Here is an 18,842-nt window from a genome sequence, read left to right as displayed (position 1 = left end):
ATGCCCTTTTATGGATCAATAAGTGGTAAAAATAAGACAGTAACCTCAGAATAGCTACTGTCTTATCTCTTTTTTTACTTAAAGCCCTTGATATACTTGACAAATGGTAGAAAAGAGCCGAAAAAACTTGATACTATGCGTTTTAATTTCTTCTTTTTTTGATGAAATTGAGTTTTTGTCTAGCCTTCTTTAAATTTACTATAGATAACGTTCAGCGATGGCTGCATCACCTGGATAGTCTTCTTTTTTACCTTGGATGATTTGGTAGCAGTCAGCTCCTTTACCAGCGATTATCACAGCATCCAGTTCTTGACTTGTAACAGACATCGCAGTCTTGATGGCTTGCTCACGGTCGGCAATCTTTTCAACAGGATGGCTGATGTAGCTACTGATTTCATCTGCAATGGCCATTGGATCTTCGTGGTTTGGATCATCAGCTGTTAGAAAGACTTGAATTTCAGGATGTTGATCGAGAAGAAGTCCAAAGTCCTTACGACGGCTTTCTCCCTTGTTTCCAGTTGAGCCAAGTACTAGAGCAATCTTTCCAGTCTGGTGTGTTTCAACAACTGAGATTAGTTTTTTAAGACTGTCACCATTGTGGGCGTAGTCAATGAAAACTTTTGCGCCATTTTTCTGAGTGAGGACTTCCATACGTCCTGGAACACGAGTAGTAGCAATCCCTTTTTTGATATCTTCAAGACTAGCACCTAAACGAAGACAGGCAAGTCCAGCAGCGACTGCATTTTCTTGGTTAAAGTGTCCAATCAACTGGATATCATAATCGCCAGCTAATTTACCAGTAGCTGAGAAGCTAAAGGCTTTGGAGTTTTCGATCTGGTTACTTGACTGGCTACCGTAGAAGTCATGCTCTTGGTTCTCAACTTGTTCTTTTAGAACAGAGAAGTGGTCCATATCGCTATTAATGACAACTGCTCGGCTATTTTTCATCAAGAGACGCTTGTGATAGAAGTAATCTTCAAAGTTAGGATGCTCAATTGGACCAATATGGTCAGGGCTGATGTTGAGGAACACACCTACATCGAAGGTTAGACCATAGACTCGCTTGACCAAGTAGGCTTGACTGGATACTTCCATGATGAGGTGGGTTCTACCATTATCAACTGCCTGCGCCATCATATCAAAGAGGTCGATGCTTTCAGGAGTTGTCAGAGCAGACTTGAAGAAAGTTTTACCGTCCAAGGTAGTGTTCATGGTTGATAACATAGCTGGACGATGTTGCTGATTTAAGATATTGTAGGCGAAGTAAGCTGCTGTTGTTTTTCCTTTAGTACCAGTGAAAGCAAGGATTTTCAGTTTCTTCTGAGGGTTGCCATAAAATTCCATGGCAATCAAACTCATGGCCTTCTTGATATTGTTAACAACAATAACAGGAATTCCAACTTCATAATCCTGTTCCGCTACATACCAACCAAGCCCTTGTGCGATAGCTGAAAATAGATATTCTTTTTTAAAGGCAGCTCCTTTTGCAAAAAATAGAGTATTTTCTTTGGTTGTTCGGCTATCGTAACTGATGCTGTCAAAAATAACATCGTTGTAATTGTAGTGGTAATGTCCTTGGTCGATAATCTCACGGAAGAGACCATCCTTTTTTAAAATGTCTAATATAGTTTCAATCTTTATCATACTTTCTATTGTAAACCGAAAGTCTGAATTTTACAAGTAACAAGGAAAAGTTTATAATGGAAGATAAGGAACATTTCCGTTATTAAAATTGAATGAGGAAGTTATGTCTAACGAAAATAATCATCAGCAGGCCCAGATGTTACGAGGGACTGCTTGGCTTACGGCTAGTAACTTTATCAGTCGCCTGCTCGGGGCCATTTACATCATCCCTTGGTATATCTGGATGGGGACTTATGCTGCTAAGGCTAATGGTCTCTTTACTATGGGTTACAATATCTATGCTTGGTTCTTGTTGATTTCGACAGCAGGTATCCCTGTTGCAGTCGCAAAGCAGGTTGCCAAGTATAACACCATGAAAGAAGAAGAGCATAGTTTTGCTCTGATTCGGAGTTTCCTGGGCTTTATGACTGGACTAGGTCTTGTCTTTGCTTTGGTCTTATATCTCTTTGCGCCTTGGTTGGCAGATCTTTCTGGTGTCGGTAAGGACTTGATTCCCATTATGCAGAGTCTAGCTTGGGCTGTCTTGATTTTCCCGTCTATGAGTGTTATCCGTGGATTTTTCCAAGGGATGAATAATCTCAAGCCTTATGCCATGAGTCAAATCGCTGAGCAAGTTATCCGAGTTATTTGGATGCTCTTAGCAACCTTTATCATCATGAAGCTTGGTTCGGGAGACTATCTAGCAGCAGTCACCCAGTCTACCTTTGCGGCCTTTGTGGGAATGGTAGCTAGCTTTGCTGTCTTGCTTTATTTCCTCTATAAAGAAGGAATGCTTCAAAAAGTCTTTGAAACACGAGATAAGATTGATAGCAAACACCTGTTAATGGATACGATTAAGGAAGCTATTCCTTTTATCATAACAGGTTCAGCTATTCAGCTTTTCCAAATTTTGGACCAAATGACCTTTATCAATAGCATGAAGTGGTTTACCAACTACAATAATGAAGATTTAGTTGTCATGTTTTCTTATTTCTCTGCCAATCCTAATAAAATCACCATGATTCTCATTTCTGTTGGAGTTTCGATTGGTAGTGTAGGATTACCACTTTTAACTGAGAACTATGTCAAAGGGGATTTGCCAGCAGCTTCTCGTTTAGTGCAAGATAGTATTACCATGCTTTTTCTATTCCTCTTACCTGCAACGGTTGGAGTGGTCATGGTAGGAGAACCACTCTATACAGTCTTTTACGGTAAACCAGATAGCTTGGCGATGGGCTTGTTTGTCTTTGCAGTTTTGCAGTCAACCATTCTTGGATTGTACATGGTCTTGTCACCAATGCTTCAGGCTATGTTCCGTAATCGCAAGGCAATCCTTTACTTTTTCTATGGTTCCATTGCCAAGCTCGTCTTACAAATACCATCAATAGCGCTTTTTCATAGTTATGGTCCTCTCATTTCAACGACCATCGGTCTTATCATTCCAATTGTTTTAATGTACCGCGAGATCTGTCAGATTACAGGGGTTCATCGAAAGATCATCCTAAAACGAACAATCCTAGTGATCATTTTAACTCTTGTCATGTTTATCTTGGTAGGCTTCTTACAATGGATGATAGGATTTGTCTTCCAACCAACTGGACGTTTTTGGAGCTTCATCTATGTCGCCCTAATCGGAACAATCGGTGGTGGGCTCTACGGATTCATGAGTCTCTATACTCGTCTCTTAGATAAGGTTATTGGACAGGCAAAAGCTGACCGGCTACGAGCACGATTAAAATTATCATAATGATTTATAAATAAAATGAACAGTTTGAACTTTTAAGGGAAAAAAGTTTAAATTGTTCATTTTTTATTAAAAAAAGAGAGAAAAAAATAAAAATTGTATAAAAAAATAAATTTTTAGAGAATTATCGCTTGACTAAAAAAAACAATAGCTGTATAATGATACAAATATTTAAATTTGGAGGTTCTGGAAATGAAAAAGTCTAAGGCAAAATATCTGACGCTGGCAGGCCTTGCCCTAAGTGCCGGTCTACTATTGGCGGCTTGTAGCAACTCAGCTAGTTCAACTAAAACATACAACTATGTCTATTCTAGCGATCCATCTAGTTTAAACTATCTTGCAGAAAACCGTGCAACAACCAATGACATCGTTACCAATTTGGTAGATGGGTTGATGGAAAATGACCAATACGGTAACTACGTTCCATCCTTAGCAGAGGACTGGAGTGTTTCTCAGGACGGTTTGACATACACTTATAAACTTCGTAAAGATGCTAAGTGGTATACCTCTGAAGGTGAAGAATATGCTCCAGTAACTGCCCAAGATTTTGTAACTGGTTTGAAATATGCTGCTGATAAAAAATCCGAAGCTTTGTACCTGGTTCAAGATTCTGTAGCAGGTTTGGATGACTATATCAACGGGAAAACAACTGACTTTTCAACTGTCGGTGTTAAGGCGATTGACGACCAAACAGTTCAGTACACTTTGACACGACCAGAATCTTATTGGAATTCTAAAACAACATCAACCATTCTCTTCCCTGTCAATGCAGATTTCCTGAAATCAAAAGGGGATGATTTTGGTAAGGTGGATCCTTCTAGTATTTTGTACAATGGACCTTTTTTGATGAAATCCTTTGTTTCAAAATCTGTTATCGAATTCAAGAAAAATCCCAACTACTGGGATGAAAAAAATGTCTTTGTAGATGATGTGAAATTGGCCTATTATGATGGTAGTGACCAAGATGCACTAGCTCGTAACTTTGTAGAAGGAGTCTACAGCTACGCACGTCTCTATCCAAATAGCTCAAGCTTTGAAGGAATTAAAGAGAAGAACAAAGATAACATCATTTATAGTATGCAAACCGCAACTTCTTATTACTTGAACTTCAACTTGGACAGAAAATCTTATAACTTCACGTCTAAATCCTCAGATATCGAAAAGAAATCAACTCAAGAAGCAGTTCTGAATAAAAACTTCCGTCAAGCCTTCAACTATGCTTATAACCGTACAGCATATGGAGCTCAATCTCAAGGGGAAGACGGAGCAACGAAGATTATTCGTAACCTGGTTGTACCTCCTACATTTGTAAGTATCAACGGGAAAGACTTTGGAGATGTTGTTTCAGAAAAGATGGTCAACTATGGCCAAGAATGGCAAGGAATCAACTTTGCAGATGCGCAAGACCCATACTACAATCCTGACAAGGCTAAGGCTAAGTTTGCAGAAGCTAAGAAAGAATTGGAAGCTAAGGGTGTGCAGTTCCCAATCCACTTGGATGTATCAGTTGACCAATCAGCTAAAAAAGGTGTACTTGAAGCAAGTTCTTTGAAACAATCCATCGAATCTGTCTTAGGGGCTGAGAATGTGGTTATCGATATCCAACAATTATCAACAGACGACTTTGATAACTCTAGCTACCTCGCTCAAACCGCAGCTCAAAAAGACTTTGACATCTATAATAGTGGTTGGAGTGCTGACTACTTGGATCCATCAAGTTATCTTGATATCTTAAATGTCAATAACGGTGGTATGTTGCAAAACATTGGTCTAGAACCAGGTGAGGTCAATGACAAGGCTAAGGCAGTTGGACTCGATACTTACACTCAAATGTTAGAAGAAGCGAACAAGGAGCAAGAACCAGCGAAACGTTATGAAAAATATGCTGAAGTTCAAGCTTGGCTCGTTGATAGCGCCCTTGCAATTCCAAACGTTTCCCTTGGTGGAACACCGACCTTGAGAAAGACAGTTCCATTCTCATCACCATTCTCACAAGCTGGAAATAAGGGGGTGGAATCATACAAGTACCTCAAGTTGCAAGATAAGACTGTAACGGCTGATGAGTATGAAAAAGCTAGACAAAAATGGCTGAAAGAAAAAGAAGAATCTAATAAAAAAGCCCAAGAAGAATTAGCTAAACACATTAAATAATCAGTCTATTCAACAGGAAAAACGATAGTTTCTTAAGAAGCTATCGTTTTTATATAGTTTGAAACTATAACTAGCTCTTGAAAACAAGAAAACGAAGGATACAAAATAAGTGGTACAATAGTTACTATAGATTTGGAGGTATTGTATGAGTAAATCATTTCACATCAACACAATTTTAGCCCAAGCAGGTATCAAGTCAGATAAAGCGACAGGTGCTTTGGTAACACCAATTCACTTTTCAACGACTTATCAGCACCCAGAATTTGGTCAATCAACTGGATTTGACTATACCCGCACCAAAAACCCAACTCGTAGCAAGGCAGAGGAAGTTTTGGCAGCTATTGAATCTGCCAACTATGCTTTGGCGACTAGTTCAGGTATGTCTGCGATTGTGTTAGCCTTTAGCGTTTTTCCAGTAGGAAGCAAGGTTTTGGCTGTCCGTGACCTTTACGGTGGCTCTTTCCGCTGGTTCAATCAAGTGGAGCAGGAAGGACGATTCCACTTTACCTATGCCAACACAGAAGAAGAGCTAATTGCCGAGCTAGAAAAGGATGTGGATGTACTTTATATCGAAACACCAACCAACCCTTTGATGTTGGAATTTAATATTGAAAAATTGTCAAAATTAGCTCATGCTAAGGGTGCTAAAGTTGTCGTTGACAATACTTTCTATAGCCCGATTTACCAACGTCCAATTGAAGATGGAGCAGATATTGTCCTTCATTCAGCAACTAAATACCTTGCAGGCCATAATGATGTTCTAGCTGGTGTAGTTGTGACAGATAATGCTGATTTGTACGAAAAACTCTTTTACAATCTCAACACGACAGGGGCTGTTTTGTCACCATTTGATAGTTATCAATTGATTCGTGGTCTTAAAACATTGTCACTTCGTATGGAGCGCTCAACAGCGAATGCTCAAGAAATCGTAGCCTTTTTGGAACAATCACCTGCTGTCAAAGAAGTCTTGTATACAGGGCGTGGTGGAATGATTTCCTTTAAAGTGGCGGATGAAAAACGTATCCCTCATATCTTAAACACTTTGAAAGTATTCTCTTTTGCTGAAAGCCTGGGTGGTGTTGAAAGTCTGATTACCTATCCAACTACTCAAACCCATGCAGACATTCCTGCAGAGGTTCGTCATTCTTATGGATTAACAGATGACCTTTTACGCTTGTCTATTGGTATTGAGGATGTAAGGGACTTGATTGAAGATTTGCGCCAAGCTTTGGAAGGATAATACTATGGGAAAATATGATTTTACGACTTTACCCAATCGTTTTGGACATCATACCTACAAATGGAAAGAAGCAGAGACTGACCGTCAAGTATTGCCGGCCTGGATTGCTGATATGGACTTTGAAGTCTTACCTGAGATCCGTCAGACAGTCCATGATTATGCAGAGCAATTAGTCTATGGCTATACCTATGCTAGTGATGGTTTGATTGAAGCAGTTCAAGACTGGGAAGAAAAACATCATGGTTATGGCTTTGATAAGAATGCCCTAGTCTTTATCGAAGGAGTAGTACCAGCTATTTCAATAGCTATACAAGCCTATACCAAAGAAGGTGAAGCGGTTCTGATTAACACACCAGTTTATCCTCCTTTTGCTCGGAGCATTAAGCTCAACAATCGTCGATTAATCACCAACTCTCTAGTAGAAAAAGATGGACTTTTTGAGATTGACTTTGTCCAACTAGAAAAAGACTTTGTCGAAGAGGATGTGAAACTCTACGTTCTCTGCAATCCTCATAATCCTGGTGGACGGGTTTGGGAGAAAGAAGTCTTGGAAAAGATTGGACAACTGTGTCAAAAACATGGAGTTTTGCTAGTATCTGATGAGATTCACCAAGATTTAGCCTTGTTTGGAAATAAACACCAGTCATTCAATACGGTAAATGAAGATTTTAAAGAATTTTCACTGATTTTAAGCAGTGCGACCAAGACCTTCAATATTGCTGGGACCAAGAATTCTTACGCCATTATCGAGAATCCAAAGTTGAGACTTGCTTTCCAGAAGCGCCAGCTTGCTAATAATCAACATGAAATCTCAGGTTTGGGATATTTAGCAACAGAAACTGCCTATCGATATGGTGAAGATTGGTTGACAGAACTCAAAGAACTGATTGAGAAACACATCAATTATGTAGTGGATGTATTTGGTAAAGAAACTAAAATCAAGGTCATGAAACCTCAAGGGACCTATCTCATTTGGCTTGATTTTTCAGCCTATGATATTAGCGATGAAGAATTAAAAAGCCTCTTAAGAAATGAAGCCAAGGTTATCCTCAATCCTGGTTTGGATTACGGAGAGGAAGGAAGTCTCCATGCTCGCTTAAATGTAGCCATGCCGACATCTGTCTTGGAAGAAGTTTGCCAACGAATCATTATTACTTTCGCTAAACTTTAAGAAGCTAGTCTTCTGGGGGAAAAGTACCCTAGAAGGCTATTTTCATAGGCAGAAATATGGTATAATTAGGAGATAAAGTAAAGGGGAACATATGGCTAAATTGATTCCGGGTAAGCTTCGAATGGAGGGAGCTCAACTCTACGAAACTAGTCAGATTGAAATTATCAAAGAGAAAGACCATCGTCTCTATGCGCGTGTAGCAGATGAAGAAATTCGCTATAGCCTGGATGATGATTTGGTTTTTTGTGCTTGTGATTTTTTCCAAAAAAGAGGGTTTTGTGTGCATTTGGCAGCGCTAGAACATTACCTGAAAAATGATCATTTGGGTCAAGAACTTTTACAGAAACTAGAAAATGGGCAGGAAAAGAAGGAGGAAGTCGAAACCCAAGTGACCTTTGGGGGACGTTTCCTAGAGAGCATACAAGCTACTAACTCGCCTAAAATCTATCAGCTAGCCGCTCAGGGGCAAGTTGAAGCTGGAACCAATCGTATTATTTGGACTTTGAGGATTGGTCTTATCCAGACTCATAAGTTTTATGTAATCCGAGATATTCCTCTCTTCCTGAAGGTTCTAGAAAATAGTAAACCTTACATGATTGGTAAGCTATATGAAGCCTCCTTGAAGCTTAGTCAGTTTGATGAGACTAGCCAGTTTGTCTTAAATTTTCTTCAGGGAATTGTAGAAGATGAGTCTGAAAATGCCCTCTTTTTCCAGAATCAAGGTCGTCACCTCTATTTTCCTCTATCCTTTTTTGAACAGGGTGTCAGTCTGCTGATGGACTTAGATGAATTTCAATTTGACCATCAAATTTCAAGCTATCCTCATCTTGTCTTTCAAGATTTTGATGGTCAAGCAGGTTTGTTTTCTTTTGTAATTGAAGAAAAATCTAACTATTATGAGATGGAAATATTTCAACAGGTAGGGATGAATTCATTTTATAAGGGACAAGTGCTATTTACTAAAGGTACATTTTATCTTCTGTCTAAAGAGCAAGCTAGCCTTTTAGAAAAATTAAAAAAAGTACCTGTCGATAAAAGTGGTAGAAAGATTTTACAATTTGATACCAGTGATCGAGATCTCCTAGCTTCGACTTTGTCCCAATTTAAAAACGTAGGAAAGGTAGAGGCTCCTGATGGGCTTCGAATCCAGTCTTTCCGTCCTTCTTTCTACATGGAACGAGAAGAGGATGGTTCTATTCGCTTGGATATGCAGTTTCAATATGAAGCTTGCTTAGTAACGAATCGTGAGGAACTAGAAAGTCTTCCTTTTGCTAGTGATATTCAACTGGAGAAGCAAATCTTTCAGTTGGCCCTATCTGCTGGATTTGAAGCAGATTTTCGTTCATGGCGTCAAAGTTTGAAAGCTGATGCAGTCCATACATTCTTTCAGGAAGTTTTACCAGCTTTTGAAGCACTTGGAGAATTAAGGATTTCCGAGAGCTTGCAAGAACTCTATCAGGTTCAGAAGCCTCAAGTACATATCTCCTCCAAGGGGAGCCTTTTAGAAATTCAATTTGATTTTTGGGATATCGATCAAGAAGAAATCGATCGAGCGATGAAAGCGCTAGTTGAGAAGCAGGATTATTATATCAGTTCCTCAAATCAGGTTTACTATTTCGATGATCAGACCAAACGTATCCGTCAGGATTTAGAAGAGTTAGGGATAGAGGAGCTACAAGATGGAGCCTTTAGAGCTCGTAAATCCCTAGCTTATACCCTATCTCGTCTATTTGAGGATCAGGATCAAATTTTTTTCACTGAAGAATTTCGCCATTTGGCCCATGATTTGACACATCCAGAAGATTTTCCGATGAAAGAGCTGAATATTCAAGCAGAACTAAGGGATTATCAGAAAAGGGGAATTCAGTGGTTGCAGATGCTCCATCATTATGGCTTTGGCGGTATTTTAGCAGATGATATGGGTCTTGGGAAGACCTTGCAAACCATTGCCTTTTTAAGCAGTCAGGCTCAAGCGGATACTAGTGTTTTAATCCTTGCTCCGTCTGGCTTAATCTATAACTGGGCCGATGAATTTCAAAAGTTTGCTCCAGATTTGGATGTTGTAGTGGTGCATGGCTTGAAATCTCATCGAGAGTCGATTTTGGCAGAAAATCATCAGATTTATGTGACAAGCTATGCCACTTTCCGTCAAGATAGTGAAATTTATCGAGATTTATCTTTCGATTTTCTCTTTTTAGACGAAGCTCAGGTCATGAAAAATGCACAGACCAAGATTGCGCAAAGTTTGCGACGATTTGTGGTTCCATCTGTCTTTGCACTATCAGGAACACCGATTGAAAACCATCTGGGAGAACTCTGGTCGATTTTTCAGATTGTCTTACCAGGCCTCTTACCTGCTAAGAAGGAGTTTATGAAACTATCAACTGAGAGAGTGGCTCAATTTATCAAACCCTTTGTCATGAGACGCAAGAAAGAAGAGGTTTTGACAGAGTTGCCTGACTTGATTGAAGTCGTCTATAAGAATGAACTGGAGGATCAACAAAAAGCTATCTATCTTGCTCAGCTGCAACAGATGCAGGAGCGTCTGGAACAGGTAAGCGATTGGGAATTTCAACGAAATCGCGTCGAAATTTTGACTGGTCTCATGCGTTTGCGTCAGATTTGTGATACACCTGCGCTCTTTATGGAGGACTACCAAGGAGAGAGCGGGAAGCTGGATAGTTTACGAGATTTGCTGGTTCAGATTGCTGAAGGTGGACACCGTGTACTTATCTTCTCACAATTTAGAGGCATGTTGGATCGGATTGAGCAAGAGCTACCTGACTTAGGCTTGACTTCCTTTAAAATTACGGGATCAACTCCTTCTCAAGAACGTCAGGAAATGACTAAGGCTTTTAACCAAGGAGAGCGCGATGTATTCTTGATTTCTCTAAAGGCTGGTGGAGTTGGACTCAATCTCACTGGTGCGGATACGGTCATTCTAGTAGACTTATGGTGGAATCCTGCAGTTGAATCTCAGGCTATCGGTCGAGCTCATCGTATGGGGCAAGAGCAGGCTGTTGAAGTTTATCGCCTTGTGACTCGAGGTACAATTGAAGAAAAGATTCAAGAATTACAAGAGAAAAAGAAAAATCTTGTTTCTGAAATCTTGGATGGAACAGAGTCTCGAGGAAGTCTGAGTCTAGCTGAAATACGAGAAATTTTAGGGATTTCATGAGCCTATACTTGAAAAATCAAGACATTACGCTATAATGGAGTATTGAAAGGAAATAAATATGACACAAAAACGATTTCCAATAGTGGCAGATGATGAAGTCATGTTGACAGAAATGCCAGTTATGAATCTCTACGATGAGTCTGATTTCATCAGTAATATCAAAGGTGATTATCAAGATAAAAACTACTTGGAATGGTCTCCAATCACTGAAGAAAAAAAGCAAGAGAAAGCCAAGCCTCTTGTAAAACCGATTGAGAAAAAAGAAAAATCCTATGCTGAACTAGCGCGTGAAGAAGCTCGTGCGGATTTGAAAAAGAAGCGTTCGGCTCGATATTTGACTCAGGATGTGAGCCATACGAGACGTCAAACGAAAACAAGCCAGGTGCGTCCAGCAAATCAACCGACAGCACCTTTTCAAAAAGAAAATCCAGGAGAATTTGCGAAATATAGTCAGAAGTTAGGTCAATCTCACTATATTTTGGCAGAAACAGTTTCTCAAGTGGATAGTCCTTTGCCAAATAGCGAAAAGTCTCATCCTAAGAAAAACAACTATGACTTTTTAAAGAAAAGTCAAATTTATAACAAAAAAAGTAAACAAAAAGAACAAGAGCGTCAAGTAGCCCAAGAGCTCAACTTGACTAGAATGAGTGAATAGAGGGGAAGAAAATGGCAAAAACTTATCATTTTATCGGAATCAAAGGATCAGGTATGAGTGCCTTGGCTTTGATGTTGCATCAAATGGGGCACAAGGTTCAAGGTTCTGATGTTGAGAAGTACTACTTTACCCAACGTGGACTAGAGCAAGCAGGAATTACAATCTTACCTTTTGATGAAAAGAATTTGCAAGGGGATATGGATATTATCGCTGGGAATGCCTTCCGTCCAGATAATAACGTGGAAATTGCCTATGCGGATCAACAGGGCTTGAGCTATAAACGTTATCATGAGTTTCTCGGTAGCTTTATGCGTGATTTTATCAGCATGGGAGTTGCTGGAGCCCACGGTAAGACTTCAACAACTGGGATGCTTTCTCACGTCTTGTCACACATCACTGATACAAGTTACTTGATCGGAGATGGTACAGGTCGTGGATCTGAAAATGCCAAGTATTTTGTCTTTGAATCAGACGAGTATGAGCGCCATTTCATGCCATATCACCCAGAATATTCTATTATTACGAACATTGACTTTGACCACCCAGACTACTTCACAAGCTTAGAGGACGTCTTCAACGCCTTCAATGATTATGCCAAACAAATTACCAAAGGTTTGTTTGTCTATGGTGAAGATGCTGAGTTGCGTAAGATTACAGCAAATGCCCCAATCTATTATTACGGTTTTGAAGCAGACAACAATGATTTTGTAGCAAGCGACTTACTTCGTTCTACTACAGGTTCAACCTTTACCGTTCACTTCCGTGGTCAAGAGTTGGGCCAATTCCACATTCCAACTTTCGGTCGCCACAACATCATGAATGCCACAGCAGTGATTGGTTTGCTTTATACTGCTGGCTTTGACTTGAATTTAGTACGTGAACACTTGAAGACTTTTGGTGGAGTGAAACGTCGCTTTACAGAAAAGATTGTCAATGACACTGTTATCATCGATGATTTTGCTCACCATCCAACTGAAATCGTAGCGACTCTTGATGCTGCACGTCAAAAATACCCAAGCAAGGAAATCGTGGCTATCTTCCAACCGCATACTTTTACTCGTACAATCGCCTTGTTGGATGACTTTGCTCAAGCCTTGAATCAGGCTGATGCCGTTTACCTAGCGCAAATCTACGGTTCAGCTCGCGAAGTAGACAATGGTGATGTCAAGGTTGAAGATCTTGCAAGTAAGATTAATAAGAAAAATCAAGTAATCACAGTTGAAAATGTTTCTCCACTCCTAGACCATGACAATGCTGTCTATGTCTTCATGGGAGCTGGCGACATCCAAACGTATGAATATTCATTCGAACGTCTCTTGTCTAATTTGACAAGCAATGTTCAGTAAGGAAGAACATGGAATTTCCAATTAAAATAAGGGAAGTTCAGCAATCAGATATAAATCAGATTTGCTTGATACAAGAAAGTATTTCAAACTCCCTAGAAATATTGAATAGAGAAATAATAGAAGAACGTATCCGCAACCATGCGGGTACGTTTCTCTTAGCTAGCCTGGATGATCAAGGGATTGCTTATATTACTGCAGCTCCACTTCCTATTCCCTCTTTAAGAAAATGGATGCTTGATATTGGAGGTGAGGAATTCATTAATGAGAACTCAATCATCCTTGAAGATTTAGCTGTTCATCCAGATTACCAAGGGCAAGGTTTTGGAACTTTGTTGCTAGCAGCTTTGAAGGAAGTTACCCGTCAGCAAGATAGACCAGGTATTTATCTGCTTTGTGAGGATGAGTTGCTGGCCTACTTTGAAATGAATGGATTTGTAGAACAGGGGATCGTAGATGGAGAAAGGGGCAGTGAAGTTGCCTTTCTTCTGCATTGGCAGAATCCCTATTATCAGGAGGAAATATGATTATTAGACCAGCGAGATTGACAGATTTAGATCGCATCTTTGAAATTGAACTAGAGAACTTTTCAATTGAAGAAGCCATACCTCGATCTGTCTTTGAAGCACATTTAAAGGAAATAAAAACGAGCTTTCTAGTGGCTGAAAAAGAGGGGGAGATACTCGGTTATATTGAAGGACCAGTAGTCCCTCATCGTTATTTACAAGACCAGTCCTTTACAGAAGACATTAAAGATTATAGCCATCAAAAAGGTGGCTATATCTCTGTGACTTGTCTATCCATTGCTAAGAAAGCTCAAGTTTTAGGTGTCGGACGAAAATTATTGACCGCCTTAAAAGAGATCGCTCTTGAGCATGAGCGTGAGGGAATCAATCTGACCTGCCATGACTATCTCATTGGCTATTATGAGAAACAAGGTTTTGTGAATGAAGGAAAATCCAAGTCGACTTTTGCTGGTGAAGAATGGTATGACATGGTCTGGGAAAACACGAATTAGGCATCAGAAAGGCATCTATGGTTGCTTTTCTTTAGTTTTTAAGATATAATATTATGGATTATCAACAAGGAGGTAATACCTTTGAGCGAAAATTCTCGAGAAGAAGAAAAGTTAAGTTTTAAAGAACAAATTTTACGAGACTTAGAAAGATTGAAAAGAGAAGAAGAGGTTAACGCTACCGAGAGTGGTAAGGATGAGCTTTTCTCTGATTTCAGTAATCTTTCAAAGACAGATGAATTAGTGAAAGAGCCGTCTGTAGAAGATTTGATGGAAGATTCAGTTTCACTAGTGGATGAACTATTTGCTAATGCTCCAACAGTTCCACCACGTCCATCTTTATCATCAGAAGAACCTGTTGAACCAGCTGTAGTTCCAGAAAAAGTTACACCTGCAGAACCAGCTGTGGCTCCAGAAAAAATTACACCTGCAGAACCAGCTGTAGTTCCAGCAGAAGTTACACCTACAGAATCCGCAGTAGCCACAGAACCAGTAGTACCTACTGTAGATCGAGTTGAATCTCATGTACCTGCTCAGCCGGTTCAAGAAGAGAAAGAGTTCAATGCTAATTCGACAAGGATTCCAGTTTCTTATCGTACGAATCAGGCCAAACCAAGTCCTGCTCGAAAGAATATTAAACCTCAACCGAAACCAACAGTTCTTGCAAAAGAAACTCCAAGTCAAGAACCAGTTGCTCCAGTTGAAACTAGACCTGAACTTCCTAGAAGAAGTCGTAAAGAATCAGTGAAACCAATCAAGAAAAAGAAAAAATCACGCTTGAAAGGATTTTTCGTAACAGTATTTGTTTTATTGATTTTACTAGGTGCGGGTGGATTCTTCGGTTACCGTTATGTCGAATCTGCACTCCAACCGGTTGATGCTAATTCAAAACAGTATGTCACTGTTCAGATTCCAGATGGGGCCAATCTTCAGCAAATTGGTGACACCTTAGAAAAATCTGAATTGGTAAAACACGGTTTTATCTTTAGCCTTTATGCTAAGTATAAAAACTACAATGATTTGAAATCTGGTTACTATAATTTGCAGAAGAGCATGAGTACAGATGATATCATCAAAGAATTGCAAAAGGGTGGAACTCCTCAACCTCAAGAGGTTGCACTTGCAAATCTTACAATCCCTGAGGGTTATACCATTGATCAAATCGCACAAACAGTTGGTCAGCTTCAAGGAGAGTTTAAAGAACCTTTGACTGCTGATGCCTTCTTGGCAAAAGTTCAAGATGAAACCTTCATCTCTCAATTAGTTGCTAAGTATCCAACCCTTCTCGGAAGTCTACCAACTAAAGAAAGTGGTGTTCGTTACCGTTTAGAAGGTTATCTTTTCCCAGCAACTTATGCTATCAAAGAAAGCACAACTATTGAAAGCTTAATTGATGAAATGGTGGCAACTATGGACAAAAACTTGTCAGCACATTACTCTGCAATCAAAGAAAAGAACTTGACAGTGAATGAACTCCTCACCATTGCATCACTTGTGGAAAAAGAAGGTTTGAAAACTGACGATCGCAAACTGATCGCTGGAGTTTTCTATAATCGTTTGAACCTTGGTATGCCACTTCAGAGTAATATTGCTATTCTCTATGCAGAAGGTAAGCTAGGACAAAATATTAGCTTGGCAGATGATGCAGCAATTGATACAACAATCAATTCACCATATAATGTTTATACAAACCTTGGCTTAATGCCTGGTCCAGTAGACAGTCCAAGTCTGGATGCAATTGAAGCAAGTATCAATCAAACTAAGAGTGACAATCTCTACTTTGTAGCTAACGTACAAGATGGCAAGGTTTACTTTGCAACGACACGAGAAGAACATGATCGAAACGTTGCAGAGCATGTTAACAGTAAATTGACACAATCAAGTAGTTCAAACTAACTCTTAGAACAAGATTTGCTATTAAATCCGTGAGTGTAGAAGAGAAACTCTCTTTTTACGGGAATAGCAAGTCACACCAGTCTTTCCGCTATGATCAGAAACGCCTGAAATTCACAAGTTTTAGGCGTTCGGAAATTACGAAAGTAAAACACCTACCTCTTATTTGAACCTAAGTCTAGAAGTGATAGAATCATTAGGTTTAGGCACAGATTTTAAAAGGTTGATACTGACTAAAATCATTTAAGGAAAGCTCTAAAAAGACTTTGTCTTCATTGTAAAATTATGTGGTTTACCACATAATTTTGCTTTACTACCTATAAAAATATAAATTTAATTAAAAGAAAGTTGAGAAAAATGGCAGAAAAAACATACCCTATGACCCTTGAGGAGAAGGAAAAACTCGAAAAAGAATTAGAGGAGTTGAAACTAGTTCGTCGTCCAGAAGTTGTTGAACGCATCAAGATTGCTCGTTCATATGGTGACTTGTCAGAAAACAGTGAATACGAAGCAGCGAAAGACGAGCAGGCTTTTGTTGAAGGACAAATCTCAAGCTTGGAAACAAAAATCCGTTATGCTGAGATTGTTAACAGTGATGCAGTTGCTCAAGATGAAGTTGCTATCGGGAAAACAGTAACCATCCAAGAAATTGGTGAAGACGACGAAGAAGTATATATCATCGTGGGATCAGCGGGTGCAGATGCCTTTGCAGGTAAAGTATCAAATGAAAGCCCAATTGGGCAAGCCTTGATTGGTAAGAAAACAGGTGATACTGCTACGATTGAAACACCTGTAGGAAGCTATGATGTTAAAATCTTAAAAGTAGAAAAAACAGTTTAATAGGAATGAAAAGAAGGAGTAGATATAGGGAAAGCGCTTCCCATCACTCCTTTTCTTAATTCTAAAAACTAGAGGAGACTATATGAATTCAGAAAATAAGCACAAAAAGAAGAATAAAATGGAACGTGGGTTAACCAATCGCCATGTTCAGGTTATGGCCATTGCAGGAACAATTGGAACAGGACTGTTTCTAGGAGCTGGCCGTTCAATTAGTTTGACAGGTCCGTCAATCGTCTTGGTCTATATGATTACGGGTGGCTTCATGTATCTTATGATGCGCGCTATCGGGGAAATGTTGTACCAAGATCCGGAGCAACACACCTTTATCAACTTTATTACGCGTCATCTTGGCCAGGGATGGGGTTACTTCTCAGTCTGGTCTTACTGGCTTTCAGTAGTCTTTATCGGAATGGCCGAGATTACAGCTATTGCTCACTATGTTCAGTTTTGGTTTCCATCTTGGCCCTCTTGGTTGATTCAGGTTGTATTTCTGACAATACTCGGTTTGGTGAACTTGATTGCTGTTAAAATCTTTGGTGAGGTGGAATTTTGGTTTGCTATGATTAAAATTGTGGCCATTCTTGCCATGATTGCGACAGGTGTCTTTCTAGTTTTGACTGGCTTTGAAACGCCTTATGGTTCAGCAAGTCTTGCCAATATCAGTGATCAGTTCTCACTTTTCCCAAATGGTGGTATGAACTTTGTCATGGCCTTCCAGATGGTTTTCTTTGCCTACTTGATGATTGAATTTATCGGTGTTACCACATCTGAAACCAAGGACCCTCGAAAAGTCTTGCCTAAGGCTGTTAAGGAAATTCCCTTGCGAATTATCTTTTTCTATGGTGGAGCTCTTTTAGCCATCATGTCTATTATTCCTTGGCGTGAGCTTTCTGCAGCAGATTCACCATTTGTAACGGTATTTGAACTTGTTGGTCTTAAGTGGGCGGCTGCTTTGATTAACTTTGTTGTTTTGACTTCAGCTGCATCAGCCTTGAATTCAACCCTTTACTCAACAGGTCGTCATTTGTACCAAATTGCCCATGATTCACCAAATCGTTTCTTGAAAGCTATTAAGGCAGACACACTCTCACGCCACAACGTTCCTCAGAATGCAATCATTGCTTCTGCCGTATTGATTGGTTTTGCAGCCTTCATCAATGTACTTCCTGGCGTATCAGATGCCTTTGCTTTGATTACAGCTTCTTCATCAGGTGTTTATATCGCCATCTACATCTTAATCATGGTGGCCCATCTTAAGTATCGCAAGTCAAAAGAATTTATGGCAGATGGCTATCTCATGCCCCAATATCGCTTGCTAAATCCTCTGACTATGCTCTTCTTCATCTTTGTATTCGGAACTCTCTTTTTACAAGAATCAACCTTTATGGGAGCAGTTGGCTCAGCTATCTGGATTGTTGTCTTTGGAATCTATAGTCAGTGGAGATTTAGAAAATAAGTTTTACTCTCATCAACTTCGGTTGGTGAGTTTTTTTAGTTTGACAGTTCTTCAAAATAGGAATATAATCAAGGCGTGAGTGTCTTTGAGGAGGTTTTGATGCACATTAGATTGGATAATACAGAGTCTCAGAAAGCGCAAGAAATTGGGGATTTGATTCGTTCTTATAATCGTTCAAAAAGAGAAAAAGCTGAAAGTGAGCCACTAAACCTTTATGTCGAAGATGATAGCGGTGAACTCATGGCCGGTTTAGTAGCAGAGACCTTTGGAAATTGGTTAGAAATTGAGTATTTATTTGTGAAAGAAAACTTGCGAGGACAAGGAATCGGCTCCCAACTATTGCAGCAAGCAGAGAGTGAAGCTAAGAAGAGAAACTGTCGCTTTGCTTTTGTGAATACTTATCAGTTTCAAGCGCCAGCCTTTTATCAAAAGCAGGGCTACAAGGAAGTCTTTACCTTAAAAGACTATCCCTATACTGGACAAAGGCACTATTATCAAAAAGATTTGAAAACAGAAAATGAATGATCGAAGAA

14 protein-coding genes are annotated in these 18,842 nt (G+C 39.6%); 13 read left to right on the top strand and 1 reads right to left on the bottom strand.

What is annotated here, in order from left to right:
• Positions 1-198: 198 nt before the first annotated feature.
• Positions 199-1,644, bottom strand: a complete 1,446-nt coding sequence (locus ADF68_RS02075; protein ID WP_049548442.1) for a UDP-N-acetylmuramoyl-L-alanyl-D-glutamate--L-lysine ligase — start codon at positions 1,642-1,644, stop codon at positions 199-201.
• A gap of 103 nt (positions 1,645-1,747) precedes the next feature.
• Here ADF68_RS02075 and ADF68_RS02070 point away from each other — a divergent pair, with 103 nt between their 5' ends.
• From ADF68_RS02070 to ADF68_RS02010, 13 genes are all read left to right on the top strand, one after another.
• Entirely contained in the window at positions 1,748-3,370 is a 1,623-nt protein-coding gene (locus ADF68_RS02070; RefSeq protein ID WP_049548441.1) for a putative polysaccharide biosynthesis protein, read from the top strand.
• A 189-nt stretch (positions 3,371-3,559) separates the two neighbouring features.
• Positions 3,560-5,518: a peptide ABC transporter substrate-binding protein gene (locus ADF68_RS02065; protein ID WP_049548440.1), complete on the top strand. Its 1,959-nt coding sequence runs from the start codon at positions 3,560-3,562 to the stop codon at positions 5,516-5,518.
• A gap of 145 nt (positions 5,519-5,663) precedes the next feature.
• On the top strand, positions 5,664-6,758 hold the full coding sequence (locus ADF68_RS02060; RefSeq protein ID WP_049548439.1) for a cystathionine gamma-synthase: 1,095 nt from the start codon (positions 5,664-5,666) through the stop codon (positions 6,756-6,758).
• A gap of 4 nt (positions 6,759-6,762) precedes the next feature.
• Positions 6,763-7,929, top strand: coding sequence for a MalY/PatB family protein (locus ADF68_RS02055; RefSeq protein ID WP_049548438.1), 1,167 nt, complete (start codon positions 6,763-6,765; stop codon positions 7,927-7,929).
• A gap of 91 nt (positions 7,930-8,020) precedes the next feature.
• Positions 8,021-11,107 carry a DEAD/DEAH box helicase gene (locus tag ADF68_RS02050; protein ID WP_049548437.1) on the top strand — a complete coding sequence of 1,029 codons (3,087 nt, stop codon included), beginning with the start codon at positions 8,021-8,023 and terminating at the stop codon, positions 11,105-11,107.
• A gap of 58 nt (positions 11,108-11,165) precedes the next feature.
• The gene (locus tag ADF68_RS02045; RefSeq protein WP_049548436.1) at positions 11,166-11,762 is read left to right on the top strand and encodes a hypothetical protein; all 597 of its coding nucleotides are present in this window, start codon (positions 11,166-11,168) and stop codon (positions 11,760-11,762) included.
• Between the two features lie 11 nt (positions 11,763-11,773).
• Complete coding sequence (gene murC, locus ADF68_RS02040) at positions 11,774-13,108, top strand: UDP-N-acetylmuramate--L-alanine ligase (RefSeq protein ID WP_049548435.1); 1,335 nt, start codon at positions 11,774-11,776, stop codon at positions 13,106-13,108.
• An 8-nt stretch (positions 13,109-13,116) separates the two neighbouring features.
• The gene (locus tag ADF68_RS02035) at positions 13,117-13,632 is read left to right on the top strand and encodes a GNAT family N-acetyltransferase (protein WP_049548434.1); all 516 of its coding nucleotides are present in this window, start codon (positions 13,117-13,119) and stop codon (positions 13,630-13,632) included.
• The gene (locus ADF68_RS02030; protein WP_049548433.1) at positions 13,629-14,123 is read left to right on the top strand and encodes a GNAT family N-acetyltransferase; all 495 of its coding nucleotides are present in this window, start codon (positions 13,629-13,631) and stop codon (positions 14,121-14,123) included. Before ADF68_RS02035 ends, ADF68_RS02030 begins: the two co-directional genes overlap by 4 nt.
• An 81-nt stretch (positions 14,124-14,204) precedes the next feature.
• Positions 14,205-16,016, top strand: a complete 1,812-nt coding sequence (gene mltG / locus ADF68_RS02025; RefSeq protein WP_049548432.1) for an endolytic transglycosylase MltG — start codon at positions 14,205-14,207, stop codon at positions 16,014-16,016.
• A gap of 354 nt (positions 16,017-16,370) precedes the next feature.
• Entirely contained in the window at positions 16,371-16,853 is a 483-nt protein-coding gene (greA, locus tag ADF68_RS02020) for a transcription elongation factor GreA (RefSeq protein WP_000818756.1), read from the top strand.
• An 82-nt stretch (positions 16,854-16,935) separates the two neighbouring features.
• A complete protein-coding gene (locus tag ADF68_RS02015) occupies positions 16,936-18,309 on the top strand; it encodes an amino acid permease (RefSeq protein WP_049548431.1) in 1,374 nt (457 codons plus the stop codon).
• 99 nt (positions 18,310-18,408) lie between these two features.
• Positions 18,409-18,834, top strand: coding sequence for a GNAT family N-acetyltransferase (locus tag ADF68_RS02010; RefSeq protein WP_080979361.1), 426 nt, complete (start codon positions 18,409-18,411; stop codon positions 18,832-18,834).
• Positions 18,835-18,842 lie beyond the last annotated feature (8 nt).

It is taken from the genome of Streptococcus pseudopneumoniae (genome assembly GCF_001068775.1).
Taxonomy (GTDB): domain Bacteria; phylum Bacillota; class Bacilli; order Lactobacillales; family Streptococcaceae; genus Streptococcus; species Streptococcus pseudopneumoniae_N.
Note: the sequence above shows the minus strand (reverse complement) of the source record. Positions and strands in the feature narration are given on the sequence as shown.

Bases quoted from the DNA above. Each gene is read 5' to 3' on its own strand.
- ADF68_RS02075 (WP_049548442.1), bottom strand. From the start codon at position 1,644: ATGATAAAGATTGAAACTATATTAGACATTTTAAAAAAGGATGGTCTC.
- ADF68_RS02070 (WP_049548441.1), top strand. From the start codon at position 1,748: ATGTCTAACGAAAATAATCATCAGCAGGCCCAGATGTTACGAGGGACT.
- ADF68_RS02065 (WP_049548440.1), top strand. From the start codon at position 3,560: ATGAAAAAGTCTAAGGCAAAATATCTGACGCTGGCAGGCCTTGCCCTA.
- ADF68_RS02060 (WP_049548439.1), top strand. From the start codon at position 5,664: ATGAGTAAATCATTTCACATCAACACAATTTTAGCCCAAGCAGGTATC.
- ADF68_RS02055 (WP_049548438.1), top strand. From the start codon at position 6,763: ATGGGAAAATATGATTTTACGACTTTACCCAATCGTTTTGGACATCAT.
- ADF68_RS02050 (WP_049548437.1), top strand. From the start codon at position 8,021: ATGGCTAAATTGATTCCGGGTAAGCTTCGAATGGAGGGAGCTCAACTC.
- ADF68_RS02045 (WP_049548436.1), top strand. From the start codon at position 11,166: ATGACACAAAAACGATTTCCAATAGTGGCAGATGATGAAGTCATGTTG.
- murC (WP_049548435.1), top strand. From the start codon at position 11,774: ATGGCAAAAACTTATCATTTTATCGGAATCAAAGGATCAGGTATGAGT.
- ADF68_RS02035 (WP_049548434.1), top strand. From the start codon at position 13,117: ATGGAATTTCCAATTAAAATAAGGGAAGTTCAGCAATCAGATATAAAT.
- ADF68_RS02030 (WP_049548433.1), top strand. From the start codon at position 13,629: ATGATTATTAGACCAGCGAGATTGACAGATTTAGATCGCATCTTTGAA.
- greA (WP_000818756.1), top strand. From the start codon at position 16,371: ATGGCAGAAAAAACATACCCTATGACCCTTGAGGAGAAGGAAAAACTC.
- ADF68_RS02015 (WP_049548431.1), top strand. From the start codon at position 16,936: ATGAATTCAGAAAATAAGCACAAAAAGAAGAATAAAATGGAACGTGGG.
- ADF68_RS02010 (WP_080979361.1), top strand. From the start codon at position 18,409: ATGCACATTAGATTGGATAATACAGAGTCTCAGAAAGCGCAAGAAATT.